The organism is Geotalea sp. SG265, assembly GCF_022808985.1.
In the GTDB taxonomy this organism is placed as follows: Bacteria; Desulfobacterota; Desulfuromonadia; order Geobacterales; family Geobacteraceae; genus Geotalea.
The window spans coordinates 60,372-75,527 of the sequence record NZ_JAKZFT010000008.1; the positions used below are offsets into that span (position 1 = coordinate 60,372).

Annotated in this window: 12 protein-coding genes; 5 read left to right on the forward strand and 7 right to left on the reverse strand. The window is 52.9% G+C overall.

The features are described 5' to 3' along the window. Positions 1-59: 59 nt before the first annotated feature. On the forward strand, positions 60-3,278 hold the full coding sequence (locus tag ML541_RS11270; protein ID WP_243373007.1) for an AsmA-like C-terminal domain-containing protein: 3,219 nt from the start codon (positions 60-62) through the stop codon (positions 3,276-3,278). Positions 3,279-3,391: 113 nt separating this feature from the next. Then, positions 3,392-3,808 carry a hypothetical protein gene (locus ML541_RS11275; protein ID WP_243373008.1) on the forward strand — a complete coding sequence of 139 codons (417 nt, stop codon included), beginning with the start codon at positions 3,392-3,394 and terminating at the stop codon, positions 3,806-3,808. 48 nt (positions 3,809-3,856) lie between these two features. Here ML541_RS11275 and ML541_RS11280 read toward each other — a convergent pair whose 3' ends face one another. The 3 genes from ML541_RS11280 to cdaA all read right to left on the reverse strand — a co-directional run bounded on the left by ML541_RS11280 (position 3,857) and on the right by cdaA (position 8,139). Then, positions 3,857-5,524 (reverse strand): radical SAM protein, encoded by a 1,668-nt coding sequence (locus ML541_RS11280; protein WP_243373009.1) that lies wholly within the window; start codon positions 5,522-5,524, stop codon positions 3,857-3,859. A gap of 82 nt (positions 5,525-5,606) precedes the next feature. Beyond that, positions 5,607-6,647, reverse strand: a complete 1,041-nt coding sequence (locus ML541_RS11285; RefSeq protein WP_243373010.1) for a C40 family peptidase — start codon at positions 6,645-6,647, stop codon at positions 5,607-5,609. 82 nt (positions 6,648-6,729) lie between these two features. After that, positions 6,730-8,139: a diadenylate cyclase CdaA gene (gene cdaA, locus ML541_RS11290; protein WP_243373011.1), complete on the reverse strand. Its 1,410-nt coding sequence runs from the start codon at positions 8,137-8,139 to the stop codon at positions 6,730-6,732. 173 nt (positions 8,140-8,312) lie between these two features. On the opposite strand from cdaA, the gene ubiE reads away from it, so the two are divergent. Beyond that, positions 8,313-9,020, forward strand: a complete 708-nt coding sequence (gene ubiE, locus ML541_RS11295; RefSeq protein WP_243373012.1) for a bifunctional demethylmenaquinone methyltransferase/2-methoxy-6-polyprenyl-1,4-benzoquinol methylase UbiE — start codon at positions 8,313-8,315, stop codon at positions 9,018-9,020. Between the two features lie 14 nt (positions 9,021-9,034). Here ubiE and ML541_RS11300 read toward each other — a convergent pair whose 3' ends face one another. Beyond that, complete coding sequence (locus ML541_RS11300; protein ID WP_243373013.1) at positions 9,035-9,439, reverse strand: bacteriohemerythrin; 405 nt, start codon at positions 9,437-9,439, stop codon at positions 9,035-9,037. A gap of 180 nt (positions 9,440-9,619) precedes the next feature. On the opposite strand from ML541_RS11300, the gene ML541_RS11305 reads away from it, so the two are divergent. Further along, a complete protein-coding gene (locus tag ML541_RS11305) occupies positions 9,620-9,838 on the forward strand; it encodes a hypothetical protein (RefSeq protein ID WP_243373014.1) in 219 nt (72 codons plus the stop codon). 321 nt (positions 9,839-10,159) lie between these two features. On the opposite strand, the gene ML541_RS11310 is transcribed toward ML541_RS11305, so the two are convergent. The 3 genes from ML541_RS11310 to ML541_RS11320 all read right to left on the reverse strand — a co-directional run bounded on the left by ML541_RS11310 (position 10,160) and on the right by ML541_RS11320 (position 13,232). Next, a complete protein-coding gene (locus ML541_RS11310) occupies positions 10,160-10,855 on the reverse strand; it encodes an outer membrane beta-barrel protein (RefSeq protein WP_243373015.1) in 696 nt (231 codons plus the stop codon). A gap of 62 nt (positions 10,856-10,917) precedes the next feature. Next, complete coding sequence (locus tag ML541_RS11315) at positions 10,918-11,877, reverse strand: lysylphosphatidylglycerol synthase transmembrane domain-containing protein (RefSeq protein WP_243373016.1); 960 nt, start codon at positions 11,875-11,877, stop codon at positions 10,918-10,920. A gap of 62 nt (positions 11,878-11,939) precedes the next feature. Then, the gene (locus tag ML541_RS11320) at positions 11,940-13,232 is read right to left on the reverse strand and encodes a sulfotransferase (protein WP_243373017.1); all 1,293 of its coding nucleotides are present in this window, start codon (positions 13,230-13,232) and stop codon (positions 11,940-11,942) included. A gap of 275 nt (positions 13,233-13,507) precedes the next feature. Here ML541_RS11320 and ML541_RS11325 point away from each other — a divergent pair, with 275 nt between their 5' ends. Then, positions 13,508-15,136, forward strand: a complete 1,629-nt coding sequence (locus ML541_RS11325; protein WP_243373018.1) for a fumarate hydratase — start codon at positions 13,508-13,510, stop codon at positions 15,134-15,136. Positions 15,137-15,156: the final 20 nt, after the last annotated feature.

A 15,156-nucleotide genomic window follows, 5' to 3' on the forward strand; every position in this document is an offset into this window, starting at 1 on the left:
AACGTCGGATCGGGCAACGGTCCCGACATCTCACACGCTGTCCGAAACAGGCTTACATAATGACGACAAAAAAACGCTGCTTCATCTTCTTTCTCTTCCTGCTGCTGCTCTTTCTGGCAGGGGGGGGACTCTCCTTCCTCCTGGACAAACTGCTCCATCTGGATACCTATAAGGAGCAGATCATCGCCGAAAGCCAAAGGTTGCTGAAACGGCAGGTTTCCTACGAGGAAGGTCGGTTCGCCTTTCGGTTCGGTCCTTCTTTTACCTTCAGCAACGTCACGATCAAAGAAAAGGACGGAACCAGGGACTTCATCAGCGCCGAAAAAATCACCTTCAAGGTCGGACTACTCCCCTTACTGGAGAAGAAAATCGCCCTCAACGAGATTATTCTTTCCAATCCGAAGATAAACGTGAGCAGAGACGACAAGGGGGCCTTTAACTTCGACGATCTCCTGAAACAGACCGATTCCCCGGTGTCGGTACACCTGAAGGAAATAAAGATGGTCGGCGGCAGCATCAACTTCACCGACCATCTGGTCGATCGGGCAGGCTTGACCACCAGGCTGGCGGATCTCGATCTCCATCTCAGCCACCTGTCCAGGGGGAAGAAGTGCCGGGTCAAACTGGCCGCAACCGTTGCCGGAGGCCCTCCCAGCAAGGTCTCCGTCTCCGGTGCCATAAAGATTGCCTCTGCCGGCAAGCCGCTGATCGAATCGACGGCCGATCTGGATATCAAGACGAAAAATTTCGATGTATCCCATTACTGGCCCTATTACATGGCCCATGTTCCTTTTAAAAAAATTCTCGGTCGATTCGATTCGGAATTGAGTTTCAAGGGGAAACTGGGGGCCTTCACATCCAAAGGAGAGATTCGGGCTTCCGGGGTTCGCTTCGACTATCCCCAGGTATTCCATTCCGTCCTGACCCCCAAGAATGTCCATGTCCGTTACGCCATGGAGCTTACCGATCGCGACATCGCCGTCAAATCACTCGACCTGACCGTAGACCGGCTCAATGCCAAGGGGAAGTGCTCGATCCTGGACCTGCATAGCCAGGACCCCCGCATCGTCGCCGAAGCGGTTACCTCCACCTTCAGGCTGGAAGAGTTCGCCGGCTACATTCCCTATGGCATCATAGTCACCGACACCGCCGATTTCATCGAAAAACACATCAAGGGAGGCACCTACAAGCTTGACGAAGGACGGCTGAACGGGAGAGTAAGCCAGATCCTGCACATGGAACTGGGGCAGAACTATAACGTCCTTTTCATCAAGGGAACGGTGGAAAAGGGCCTGGTCTCCTTCGGCTCCCAGGTTCCCACCTTCAACACTATCAAGGGGGATCTGGAGATGCATGGCAAGGACTTCAACCTTATCCGCATGTCAGGCAACTTCGGCACTTCCCCCTTTACCCTGGACGGGAAAATCGCCGACTATCCGCTGACGACCCCCTCCTCATACCCCTTCACCATGAAAATCCTCCCCCGTCAACCTGAAGCGACCTGGCTTCTTGGTCAGCGCCGCGGCCAGTATCTGACCTTCGCTGGAAATTCGGAATTGAACCTCGCCGGCAATGGATTCACCAGCGGCTACAATTTGTCCGGCAGTTGGAATCTCAATAATGCAATCTATGCCTATCGGGATTACCTGAACAAACCCGCCAGGCAAACCAGCAGGCTTTCCTTCAAGGGAAGCCTCAACAAGGAGGAGGCGATACTATCATTCCTCTCCTACGACCTGGGTCCTTTGCATCTGGCCGCCAGCGCAGGCTATCGCTATACCGGAGCTGACAACCTGAACCTGGGGCTTCAGATCAAGACTGTCTCGGCCGGAGACGTGGTGCCGATGCTCCCCTTCATAAGGCAGTACAGTCCCACGGGCAAGCTCAAGGCAACGGTGACCGGCAAGGGTTCGGCCGACGACTTCGCCAGTTTTCGCTGGGGAGGGGATATCCAGTTCTCCGGATTTGCCTTAAAGCCCCCCGGTCCGGTAAAGATGCTGAGCAACATGACCGGCACCATTCATTTCAAAGGAGACGAGCTGGAAACTTCCCAATTATCTGTAAAAATGGGCAGTTCGATCATTTCCGGCAAAGGATCCCTGACCGGTTTCAAAAATCCGACCCTGAGCCTTGCCTTCTCATCCCCTGCACTGAATCTGGCAGATATCGGGTATGTCCTCCCCACCGCAGGCCAGGTGGTGGCGGAAAAGGTGCACGGTTCCATCTCCCTGCAGAACAGAAATCTTCAGATCAAGGAGCTTTCCGCCCAGATCAGAAACTCTCACCTTTCCATCAGGGGAGCCGTCAGGGACATGGACAATCCGGAAATAGATGTGGCCATCGCCTCACCCCATCTGGATTTGGAGGATCTGCTGGTGCTGACCAAATTGCAGCCGACCGGCAAGGGCAAACCGACTGGGGTCAGAGTGAAAGCCGCGATCAGAGCAGCATCGGGTAAATATGGCGAGTTTCCCTTCAAGAGCCTTAAAACAGACGCACTGATCGAAGACAAGATATTCTATCTGCAGCACCTGGAATTCGCAGCCTTTGATGGTACTATCTCCGCTAAGGGACGATTCGATACGGGATCAAACGACATACCGCACTACCAGGTAAATTTCAACATTGACAAGGTTTCCGCGGATAAGGTCACCCGCGCCATCGGTATGAAAAAGCAGGAGATCACTGGCACACTCAGCCTTCAGGGTGACCTTTCCGCAAAAGGAAGTACCGGCGCAGACATGAAGAAAACCGCCTTGGGATCGGTAAAGATTTACAGTGAAGAAGGGTCGCTTCGGCGATTCGCAACTCTTTCCAAGATATTCTCCATTCTCAACGTATCGCAGCTGCTCAAATTGCAATTGCCAGACATGGTTTCAGGGGGCATGCCATATAACAGCATTGCCGGGACGCTGGCTATTCGTGATGGTATCGTCTCCACCAACGACCTCTTCCTCGATAGCGATGCCATGAACATTTCCTGCGTCGGAAAACTGGACCTGTCAAAGGAAGAAATTGACGCCACCATAGGCGTCCAGCCCCTTCAGACCGTCGACAAGGTGGTAAGCCACATACCCATAGTCGGCTGGATATTGACCGGCAAAGACAAAACGCTGGTTACGGCATATTTTGAGGCAAAGGGGAAAATAGACGATCCCAGGGTCTCCGCTATACCGGTAAAATACCTGGCCAAGGGAGTATTCGACATATTCAGAAGGATGTTCGAACTTCCGGCAAAACTGTTTACAAACACCGGTGAGGTCATCATAGGCAAGTGAGATCATCGAAGAAGCAAAAATCAAGTGAGCTACCTGTAATTTTTTATTGTAAAAGAAATCGAAGGTATGTTATTTTAGCTCCCGTTTTATAACATCCCAACAGGAGGATTACGGTGAAGAAGACATTGGTAGTCATGCTGGCAATCGCTGCACTTGCAGTAACCGGCTGCAAGAAAAAAGAAGAGGCCCCACAAGGCCAAGCACCCCAAGGTGGAGCCCCCACACAGCAGGCACCGGCTGGTACACCGGGCGGCGATCCCCATGCCGGCCTGAAACCCCAAGAGATTCCTGCTGGCGCAGGACACAAAGGCAAAGTGCTTGAGACCATGGACTCCGCCGGCTACACCTACGTTCAGGTAGACGAGAACGGCCAGAAACTGTGGGTTGCCGTTATGCAGACTAAAGTGAAGGTCGGTGACGTCGTTGAATTCCCCGATTCCCCACCGATGGTCAATTTCCAGAGCAAGACCCTCAAGCGCACTTTCGACAAAATCATCTTTGCTCCCGGTCTGAGAATAGTAAGCAAGTAAATCCTGTTGAAACACGGGCGAAACCTGCAAAGGTTTCGCCTTTATTTTTCATTTTTGCCGGAGTGCCTCCCTGGCCTTGGCATCGTACGGATCGAGCTCAAGCGCCTTTCGGAAGTATTTGAGCGCCTCCCCACCTCTTCCCGTCAGCATCATCAGCTCTCCCAGGTCCGAAAAGGCCGGAGCATGCGCCGGTACAATGGTCATTACCCTTCTGTAGGCCATGCAGGCTTCATCCACCAAGCCCCGTCCGCCGTATAGCCCACCAAGAAGCAGCCAGCCCCATGGATTTTCCGGCTCTTTCTCGGTTATCTCGCGGTATTCTCTCTCTGCCAGGTGCCACTGGCCTCGCTCTTCGTACATTTCCCCGGCCATGATGTTCGTTCCATGGCAATAGCCGAGCACTTTCTTGTGGGAGCGAAAGTGTTCAGCACCGTACGAGGCCTTCTTGCCGGTCCGGACAACAGCTTGCAGCAACCTTCGGGTGGAAGCTTCGACAAACTTGTCTTTTCGTACGTATAGGGCTTCCTGTTTGTCTCTCTCAAAACTGTCCCCGGCAATAGAGCCATCAGCGACACCTTTGTTGAAGATCTCGGTGCCGGGATAGTAGGCCAGCGGGGATACCTGGCCATCGTGGGCTTGAATGGCCTCAACCAACCCGATGGTGGCATACGTGTCCCCATCGGTCTCGCCGCTTACCCCGGTAATCAGGTAAATGGACAGATTCATCCCTGCTTTCCTCACCAAGGCAGCGGCTTTTTTAACCTGATCGGTACCAATACCCTTGCCGAGAGCTTTCAGTATCCGGGGGGATCCGGATTCAACTCCGAACTGGATACACTCGCACCCTGCCCGTTTCATCTCAAGGAGCATCTCCCCGTCCACGGCAGTGACCCTGGATTGACAGTTCCAGAGAATATAGACCTTTTCCTGGCGGATGATGCGGCAAAACTCCAGAACCCGTTTCCTGTCGGCGGTAAAGGTATCATCGCGAATGGAAAAATAGATGAGCCCGAACCGGTCCCGGATCAGCTTTATTTCATCAACCATATTCCGTGGCGACCGCAGACGCAGGGACTTACCCCAGAACAAGGGTGAAGAACAGAAAAGGCAGGCTGCCGGACAGCCCCGCGAGGTAATGAGGAATTCCAGTTGTCGGTGCAAGTCTACGCCCACGCAGGCTCTATCCATTTGAGCTGCCGGAAAGGGAAGAGAATCAAGGTCGGCAATGGGGGGCCTTGCCGCGGTCTCGATAATGCCTTGGGCAGAGCGGAAGGCAATTCCCCTTACTTCCGAAAGGTCCCTGACCTCTCCCTCGAGGGTTGTCACCAACTCGCAAAAGGTCTCCTCACCCTCCCCCAGAACGACTGCATCCACATCCTGATGTCGCTCCAGAAGTTCTCGGGACTGATGGGTGGCATGGGGACCGCCGAAGACGACGAAGGTACCGGAATCGAGCTTCTTAGCCAGGGCTGCCAACTTTAATGCTTCGAACCGGTTGTGGGTAAATTGTGAAATACCCAGCACTTTTGGGCGCAGCCGCGTGACGGTCGCCTCCGTCTCCTTCCAGCTGAGCCGGGAAAAATTGGCAATTGTGGCATCGTATCCCCGCACCTTCAGCACGGCATGGAGGTAGCCGAGCCCTACCGGCAAAAGAGATGTATAGGGATCATTTGCCCCGGCAAGATTCGATTTATAGGCAAGAAGGATCTGGGTCAAGGAATCTCCATTGACAGCATTGCATAAAAAAAGATCCAGCTAAAAGCCGGATCTTTTGTGTAATTATTTGAAGGTGAAATTTTTATTTAGCCTGGGTCAGCCCCAGGGAGTCGTTGACCGTGACGTCATCAATGGTTTCCTCTTCTACGCCCAAAAGAAGATCGTCAAATTTGAAAATGTCGGGGTTGATCTCCACTATTCTCTTGGCGCCTATGAAGCGGGACCGGTAATAGTAGGTGTTGATGGGGGACACGACGACCCGGCGATCCCGTGACGAGGCATGAATCATCTTGTTGTTGCCCAGATAGATGCCAACGTGAGAGGGATAGGATGCATAGGTGCGGAAGAAAATGAGATCGCCTTTCTGCAGATCGCCTGGGGCAACCTCGGCCCCCATGCCGAACTGTTCGCGGGCCGTTCTGGGAAGAGAGACTTCCAGTTCGCGGAATACCTGCTGCACGAAACTGGAGCAGTCGATGCCACTCCTGGAGCTTCCGCCGAAGCGGTACCGGGTACCAAGGAAACCATAGGCAGACTTCTTCAATTCCTGAATATTGTCCACCTTCAATTCGGCGCTTTTTTTCAAGTCAACCTTCTGGTCAGGGTCGAGTTCGGCCAGTTCGGCCAGGCTCTGCTCGTAATCCTTTTCATTGAACAGATCGCTGTGGCGCAACTGGAGTTTTTTCGCCACATGCTGCACCGGCGCCTCATCTGCAACTTCCCGCTCACGAAGAACCAGGACCGTACCAGGTTTTACCTTGCTTCTGCTCAAATTGTTGAGGCGCTTGAGATCATTAACGGAAACGCCTGTTTTTTGGGCTATGCGGGAAAGGGTTTCGGTCTTTTTCACCTTATAGGTGGCAACCTTTGATTTGCTTTCACCACCATCTGCAGAGGAGGCCTCTACGGAGCGGGGTGGAATAACGAGCAGCTGTTTCGGTTTAATATGATTGCTGACTAGATTGTTGGTTGACTTAATATCTTGGACGGTGACGTGGTATTTCTTGGCAAGGGTGAAGAGAGTTTCGTTCTTTTTTACCCGGTGAGTTTTTGCTGCAAAGACAAAAGAAGGAAAAGTAAGAATAATGACACAGATTAATATAAACCTAATGTTATTAGTCATCTGCCCCCCTTTTTTGTTTTAGAATCACATAAAAAACAGCCTTTTTATATAACAATTTTTTGATCTTGTCAACCCCGGAAGCTCAGCCACCTGTTAAAAGACGTACAGTAACAGGCTCATCCCGCAATACCCGCAACTGGGGAGATGGTGAAAGCACCCTTCTCTCAACCACCGAGTTCTGCCGTATTGTCGACAAATCGATCTCTTCGGTCTGCACCTGATCGAACTGATTTATCACATGGGCAGGCCCTTCCACAACAACGGTCGGGGGTTCCACCCTTGCGGCACGCAAGCGCAATTTACCCGGCAGCCTCGAAACTGTCCCGGCTTTCACCGTCATATGGCGAACAACCTTCCGATCGGCAACAACCCTGATGGTGGAGCGGCTGACGCCGGCAATGATGACGCCCGGTGGAAGCTTGATCTCTTCGCTGCGGATCGCGATATTGTTAACCCCCTCTTTTATCCGCGACAGATCCACATCAGCAATGATGTCCATCTCCTTTGGAGATGGAATGAGATTGGAAAAAACCTTCAGCTGGACCTCGACCTCTTCGGGCGTGGTCTTGATCAGGGACAGCTCTTTGGGAAGGCTGTGGAACTTGACCGGCGCGTTGACAGTAAGGATTGCTCCCTGGCGGGACGTAATCAACAACCAGCACGCAAGGACGAAAAGCACAATGGCCAGTTTGGGTCCCATGTTTCCAAAGACGGTGCGACGTAGCGTCATGGTGCTCACCTCCTGGACAGGGGGCGAGAGAAGTGCATTAAGGGTATCATACAACTCTTCAGGCGAATGGATGCGGGACAGTTCCCCGGCCAGTGCAAGAAATACTGTTCCTCGCTCTTCCGAGACAATGACAACAGCTGCATCAGAACGCTCGGTCAGACCCACACCTGCGCGATGCCTGGTACCGAAATACTGGGGAATCTCGGTGCTGGAGGAAAGGGGAAGATGGCAGGAAGCCTGGGCGATGCGCCCGTCCCGAATGATGACGGCACCATCGTGGAGCGGTGCGCCATCCTTGAAGATGCTGTTCAAAAGCTGGTTGCTTGGAAGGCTGTCCAGCTGGATACCATGCAAAAGATAGTCATCCAGGCTCTCCCTGCGCTGAAAGACGATCAGCGCGCCTGTCTTCTCCTGGGCCAGAGCAAAAATGGTGCTTGCAATGTCCATGAGGTCAAGCTGGGAAGGACTATCCTGGCGGCCGAAGAGGTTCCTAAGAAGGCTGAAGCGATACAGAGCCTGACGTATTTCCGATTGAAATATGACGATAAGCAGGATGAAGAGGACGGTCCCCAGTTCCTGGAGAATCCAGCTGGTCATGAACAGCCCAAGGTTTTTGGTTATCACGTAGAGAAGCCCCAGGAATCCAAGGCCCATGACCACCTGCAGAGCCCGGGTGTTCTTGAACCAGCTGTAGAGCTGGTAGACAAGAAAGCTCATGATCAGGATATCGGCAATGTCTTGGGGGCGGAAATAGGAAAACAACGGTAACCCTCGTACGGCAGGGATTGAACCTGACGCCATGCTACGGCTGGGGCAGTGCAGCCGCATAACATTTTTTCTGGTATGCGTGCAACCTTTGTGTTAAAGATTCTGTCTCTCAATGGGAGCAAAACCACCGGACTTATATCATTTATACGGCCAAAAAGGTAGGAAAAATGTTCAGACTTACTGAAAAGGGTGAAAAGATCCAGGAGATGTTTGACACCATCGCCCCCCGCTACGATTTTCTCAACAGAGTCCTCAGTTTTGGCATCGACCGAAGCTGGCGGCGCTTTGCAGTAAAGAAAATCAAGTATGCTCCAAACGGTCGTGTCCTGGATGTCGCCACCGGCACCGGAGATGTGGCTTTGGAAATAGCAGCCCGGACCCCCTCGTCCGTCTCCATCGCCGGTATCGATTTCAGCAAGGAAATGGTCGAGCTGGGAAAGCAGAAAGTGGCCGCCTCCCCCTATGCCGGGCGCATAACCATACAGGTTGCCCCCTGCGAGGATATTCCCTTTGCCGATGGCACCTTCGACTCCATCACCATTGCCTTCGGCATCAGAAACGTGGTCGATCGCCTTCAGGGTCTGAAAGAAATGCATCGAGTCCTTAAGCCGGGAGGCCGAGTGGTCATACTTGAGTTTTCCACACCACGTTTCATACTGTTCGAACACCTTTACCGCTTTTACTTTCTCAAGGTACTCCCCGTGATCGGCGGGCTCTTCTCCAAGTTCAGCGCCTACAAATACCTGCCCGACTCGGTCCTTGAGTTTCCTTCCCAGGATCAGTTCAAATCCATGATGTCCAAGGCGGGATTCAGGGATTCTCAGCACTACGACCTGACCCTGGGCATCGCCACGGTCTATACCGGCGAAAAATAACCACTACCGGCCGGTCAGTTCGCTCCGCAGTGCATGAACCGGCTGTACTCCCCATCACTGCCTTTTATATGCTCCACGAGCCATCTCTGGAGGAAACCGAGCACTTCCACGGTGGAGGTGCCTCCATTCAGGATCAGTTCCCGCTGGAAAGCCACTACCCGGGATGAAAATTCCTCATGCTGTTTCTTGTGTTCTTCCCGTTTTGGGTAGCACAGCTTCACCATCCACAGTTCCTCGGCAGAAAAGTGGTAGGTGGCATAATCGATAAGTTCGTCTATTACCTCTTCCATGCATGATGGTTTTTCTCCGGCAATTAAGAGGTCGTAAGTCTCATTCAAGAGCCCCACCAGGTGCCGATGATGGTCGTCAAAAGGCTCGACCCCCAAGGCCAAAGACTCATCCCATTTTACCAGTTGCATGATCTCCCCCCGTAGATGAGAAATGCCATACTCTTCGGCATGGTTCTGCAGTTTGTAAAGCAAAACTTTGCCGACGAACGGGTTCACTTCCCCGGATTTTATGGTTAACTGAATACAGGGATTCCGGCGTATGTATGGAGATGAAGGATATTCAGCACAAAAAATCAGGTGGGAGAAGCCATGCAGGTACCGGTAACGATTCAGACCTATTCGGGGTACAAGGCCGACGAACGACCCAGCTCATTTACGCTTGGCGATCATACTTTTCGCGTCATGGAGATACTGGACCGCTGGTATGGCCTTGACGCGAACTATTTTAAAGTGGCAGCAGACGACAGCAGGGTTTATCTGCTGCGCCACGACCTGAATGAGGACCAGTGGGAGCTGGATGCGGAATGACTATTGTAATGGCGGTAATTCGTGGCGACAGTTCTTACACACCACCGCCCGCCACCTGACAAATTCCTTGCAGTTAGGGCATGACCTGAATTTCCCCTCAACCTGGCACAGCGGCCGGGAAAAGTAGATTACCAGCAGAAAAACCGGCAGCAATCCGGCAAGCAGAGACCAGCCGATAAAGTTCCGGCCCCTGTTTGCCGCCATCCAGCCCCCGCAAATCCCGGAAACAGCAACAATCAGAAATATCACCACTTCGGGTTTGACATAGCCAGACATCCCGACCTCGCTCGTATGGATCAGCATTTCCGATCGATCCGGCAATTAAAATTTCACCCGCACCCCCACTGCAGCATTATGGCTTTCATAGCGGAATTCCGCTGTGTCCAGGCCATCGCTGAATCTGGCCCTGGAGGTACCGAAGTAACGGTAACCGATATCAAGGGTAAGCCTGCGATTGAGCGCTATCCCTACGCCGGCGCCGGCCTGATAGGCAAAGACCGTATCATCATCCTCGGGATAGAGAAAAACGCGTTCTGGTCCATTGGAAGTGATATCGGTGCCGAATGTATCGCTCAGGTGCAGATTGGCAAAGCCAATCCCACCCCCCAGGTAAGGGGCGACTGGGCCTTTGTTGTGCAGATCAAAGAAAGCATTGCCCATCATGGCAAACACACCGATATTGCCGTCAGGGTTGCCAAATCTGAAACCATCTGCCCGGTCAGTAATGGTATTTATTTCTGAATGTTTGTATGAAAGCTCTCCTTCCAAGCGAAGAAATCCGAAATCATAGCCGCCGGTGCCGCCAATATTGATTCCCGGATCAAATTCCACCTCATCTCTGGCAGATAGAAAGGACCCATCTGCGGCAAGCTGGCTGCTGTCCACATTAGTGCTGCGTGGAACGCTAGCCCCGATGAAACCTGAGACATAAGCTCCCGGTCTGATAGAAGCCGACCAGGACAGTGCTGGAAGCAACAGAATGCAGGTGATGGCAAGCAGCTTGAGTCGTCTCTTCATGGTAATCCACCTCCCTGGATTTTTTCATCCTCCTAGAAGCCCCTTGGAGGAGAGAATAAGATTCATCGTTTCCATGTTATCACCACCAGCCCCACGAGCAACCAGAATGCCTCCCGTACTCTTCGCATGATACTGAAAGCCAGTCCCGCAGCAGCGCCGAGTCTGAAGCCGAGGGCAAGCAATACATTGCCCCCGTCCTGAACGCCAAGCTGTACCGGAATCATGAATCCGAGCGCAGTGAATATCATGGCCAGTGCGTCCAGGCACAATGCAAGCTGCCATGTTACCGGCTGGCCGAGCAGATGGAAGATGAGATACACCTCACCTCCCTGCAGAAGCCAGTTCAGGAACAAAAGCAGGAATGCCAGTGCACCTTTGCGCGGATACTGTCTGTAAAACCCGGCCATTGCAGCGTCCAGGCTTGCCAGCTCCGCCTCCTTCGCCTTGAGGACAGCGGGGCACTTACCCCACCGTTCCAGCATTCTGATCACCTGCACGCAGGGGTTTCGATGCTGCAAGACGACAAAAGCAACCCCTGCCCCGGACAATAGCAGCGTGCAGGAGAGGAGCAGCCCCAGTCTCACTCCGCCGGCAGGCATGACGAACGGCACCAGTGCAAGGCTCAGGATTATGTAGAGGGCGAGGCTCATCACCATCAGTCCTTTGTGGATGATGAGCGAGGCAGTGGCCTGTTGCCATGGAACACCGGAGTCTTTCAGCCTGATTGCCTTGAACGGCTCCCCCCCCAAGGAAGCGGTCGGCGTCAGTTGATTCAGTGACTCGCCCGCCAGCCTGAGCCAGAATAATCTCACCACCGGTACCGCTACAACTGAATCAACCAAGAGCAGCCGCCAGGCTACGGCAGTCAAAAGATTCATTATTCCGTAAGGCACGAGCAGGAGGATTCCCGGGTAACCGACCTGGTGAAAATACTGTTCCAGGGATCCCCATCCCACCTGCTTCAGCATCCCGTAAAAGAAGAAGACCGCTATGAGAAGCAGAATCAGATTGAGGCGTCCCATGGAACCCACCGACTTAACCAGCAATGAGCCTATGCACCTTATTTTAAGTTGTATGACCTGGTTCACATCTCTGGGGGAATTGAAAAGTGATCCATGTAAAACTGGAAGCGCCGTTTTTCAGTTTCCCGGTCCAGACCGAACTCCTCCAGAGAATAGTGGTGGGCACCGTTCTTATCCTTTGGATTGCCGGCAATGAAGGTTTTCATGGCCAACTCGGCACTGTTTTCGAGATCCCTGCCAAAATGGCGATAGATACCTTTGACCACGGACATTGGATCCCTCTCCAAATCGGTGAAATTTACATCGTAGAAGTGTTTCTGCAGATGGGGCCTGCTTTGACGGAACTGCAATGAGTGCCAGGCGCTTCCTTCCCAGCGGCTGCTCACTTCGATGCCTATTTTCCCGTTGTCCAGACCATTGGTAAAAGGCTCCCGCAGAACCCGGGTAAAGCTGGCGCACGAAGGAAGAACCTTGAGGGGATCACGATGGGTGACGACGATATCCGCGTCTGGATAGACGTCAAGCAGCGACTCCAGCGCCATCAGATGGCTGGGTGCCTTGAGTACCCAGTGGGTTCCCGGAGCACGCCACTGCAAGTGTTGTAAAAACCACCGGTGGAAATCGTAAACCGGGCGTTTGTCCTGTTTGTCATGCCATATGCGGTATGACGAAACGTGGTACATGGATTCAAAGACATAGCTCATGAAGGCATGACTGGTGATGGCGATGCATTCCTGTGGATAGCATTCGTGGATGAGATGAACCCGCTTGAAGTAAGGGATGAGAATGTCCAGCCATTTCAATTCCTTACCAGTCTTTGTAATGCGCGGATCGGAAGCATAGGAGACAGTCTCGGGAGGTGGTGAAGGATGCATGACTTCCCAGACCTGGGGCGCCCGGCATTTGGGGTCCTGGGCCAGCAGAGCGTGCAGGAAGGTCGTTCCGCTCCGGGGGAGACCGGTAATAAACAGGGGGCGGACGATGCGCTCATCGTCGATGGCGGGATAACGCTTCCTGTCTGCTACCATGAGAAGCCTGTTGCTCAGCATCCTTATCAACTCGGAATAGACACTGATGCGGCCGAATAAATTAAGATCGGCATCAGACTCGAATGATCGGAGCAGAACACCAAGGGGATGGAGAAAATTCTCTCCGCCGAAATCATCGAGCCCCGTACGCCTAATGCTCTTTTCCATCAATGCATGGGATTCGAGCTTTACAAATTCATAACCTTTTTTTTGAAAAAAGTGGTTTACTGAATTGATGCCGGTAAGAAGCCTGGACATCTTGATGTAACCCGGCTTGAAGAAGGGGGTGCCGTTGAGCTGGGGGGTCAGGATGGCTGGTTCGGTCACGGGCTGCTCCTCGGGATACCTTTAATTATTAACCGAGTTTAATTTTACTCCTTCCAGAAGGACCGTCAACCGGCCTTGCGCAATTAAGCTGAGGCGGATCAGTTCTTGATGTACAGGTTTTTACCCGTTTCAAAACTTCCTCTCGACAAATTGAATATTTTCCAATATATTTTCGCATACTGTATACAATTCACCGTTCGTATTACCGTGGCATGGCGTTCAGCGATCAGTTTTGCTTTGCACCTGCCTTAACCCATTCGAAAGGAGAAACATAGATGGCTGCAGCTAAAGAATTTCACTATCAGGACCCGTTTCCCGTCGCCAAGGACGAAACCACTTACCGCAAGATCGAAGGCTCTGAAAAGTATGTGCAGGTTGAGCAGTTCGCCGGCAAGGATGTGGTGAAGGTTTCTCCCGAAGCACTGACCATACTGGCCAACGAAGCCATGAGAGATGTCTCTTTCCTGCTGAGGCCGGCCCATAACGAGCAGGTTGCCAAGATCCTGCGCGATCCCGAGGCATCCATGAACGACAAGGGTGTGGCCATGGCCTTCCTGCGCAATGCGGAAATAGCCGCCAGCTTCGAGCTCCCTGTCTGCCAGGACACCGGCACCGCCACCATTGTTGCCAAAAAAGGACAGCAGGTCTGGACCGGCGTAAAAGACGAGGAATATCTCTCCAAAGGGGTGTACAAGACCTATACCGAGGAAAACCTCCGCTATTCCCAGACGGTAGCCCTTGATATGTACAAGGAAGTGAATACCGGCACCAACCTGCCGGCCCAGATAGACATCATGGCCACTGAGGGCGATTACTACAAATTCCTCTTTATGGCCAAGGGGGGTGGATCGGCAAACAAGACCATGCTTTACCAGGAGACGAAAGCGCTTCTCACCCCTGATAAACTGGAAAAATTCCTCATCGAAAAGATGAAATACCTTGGAACTGCCGCGTGCCCTCCCTATCACATCGCCTTCGTCATCGGCGGCACCTCTGCCGATGCCTGCATGAAAACAGTCAAACTGGCTACAGCCAAGGAACTGGACGGACTCCCGACCAGCGGCAATGAGCATGGACAGGCATTCCGGGATGTGGAGCTGGAAAACAAGCTACTTGAGGCGGCATATAAATTGGGAATAGGCGCCCAGTTCGGCGGCAAATACTTTGCCCACGACGTGCGCGTCATACGCCTGCCGCGCCATGGCGCCTCCTGCCCCGTAGGGATGGCTGTTTCCTGCTCCGCTGACCGCAACATCAAGGCGAAGATCACCAAGCACGGCCTTTTTGTGGAAGAGATGGACCGGAACCCGGGGCGGCTCATTCCCGACCAGTACCGGGGCAAGCATGAACACGGCGTCAAGATCGATCTTAACAGGCCCATGAAAGAAGTCCTCGCCGAACTCTCCAAACACCCCGTTTCGACACCGCTCCTTCTTTCCGGAACTATCGTCGTCGGCAGGGATATCGCCCATGCCAAATTCAAGGAGATTCTGGACAGTGGCAAGCCACTTCCGGAGTATCTGAAAAACCATCCCATTTATTATGCCGGCCCGGCAAAAACCCCGGCAGGCAAGCCGTCCGGCTCCTTCGGTCCCACCACCGCCGGACGCATGGACTCATACGTGGATCTGCTCCAGTCCCACGGCGGCTCCATGATCATGATTGCCAAAGGTAACCGCAGCCAGCAGGTTACCGATGCTTGTAAAAAATACGGCGGATTTTACCTTGGCTCCATCGGTGGACCGGCAGCAGTTCTCGCCGAAGAAAATATCAAGAAGGTAGAATGCATAGATTTCCCGGAACTGGGCATGGAAGCGGTATGGAAGATAGAAGTGGAGAATTTCCCCGCCTTCATCCTGGTGGATGACAAGGGAAATGACTTCTTTAAACAGCTGGGCCTCTGATAATAGCGCGGGGGGACAGA

Excerpts from the sequence above, each read along its gene's own strand:
- ML541_RS11270 (WP_243373007.1), top strand. The coding sequence starts at position 60 with ATGACGACAAAAAAACGCTGCTTCATCTTCTTTCTCTTCCTGCTGCTG.
- ML541_RS11285 (WP_243373010.1), bottom strand. The coding sequence starts at position 6,647 with ATGACTAATAACATTAGGTTTATATTAATCTGTGTCATTATTCTTACT.
- ubiE (WP_243373012.1), top strand. The coding sequence starts at position 8,313 with ATGTTCAGACTTACTGAAAAGGGTGAAAAGATCCAGGAGATGTTTGAC.
- ML541_RS11300 (WP_243373013.1), bottom strand. The coding sequence starts at position 9,439 with ATGCAACTGGTAAAATGGGATGAGTCTTTGGCCTTGGGGGTCGAGCCT.
- ML541_RS11305 (WP_243373014.1), top strand. The coding sequence starts at position 9,620 with ATGCAGGTACCGGTAACGATTCAGACCTATTCGGGGTACAAGGCCGAC.
- ML541_RS11310 (WP_243373015.1), bottom strand. The coding sequence starts at position 10,855 with ATGAAGAGACGACTCAAGCTGCTTGCCATCACCTGCATTCTGTTGCTT.
- ML541_RS11315 (WP_243373016.1), bottom strand. The coding sequence starts at position 11,877 with ATGGGACGCCTCAATCTGATTCTGCTTCTCATAGCGGTCTTCTTCTTT.
- ML541_RS11325 (WP_243373018.1), top strand. The coding sequence starts at position 13,508 with ATGGCTGCAGCTAAAGAATTTCACTATCAGGACCCGTTTCCCGTCGCC.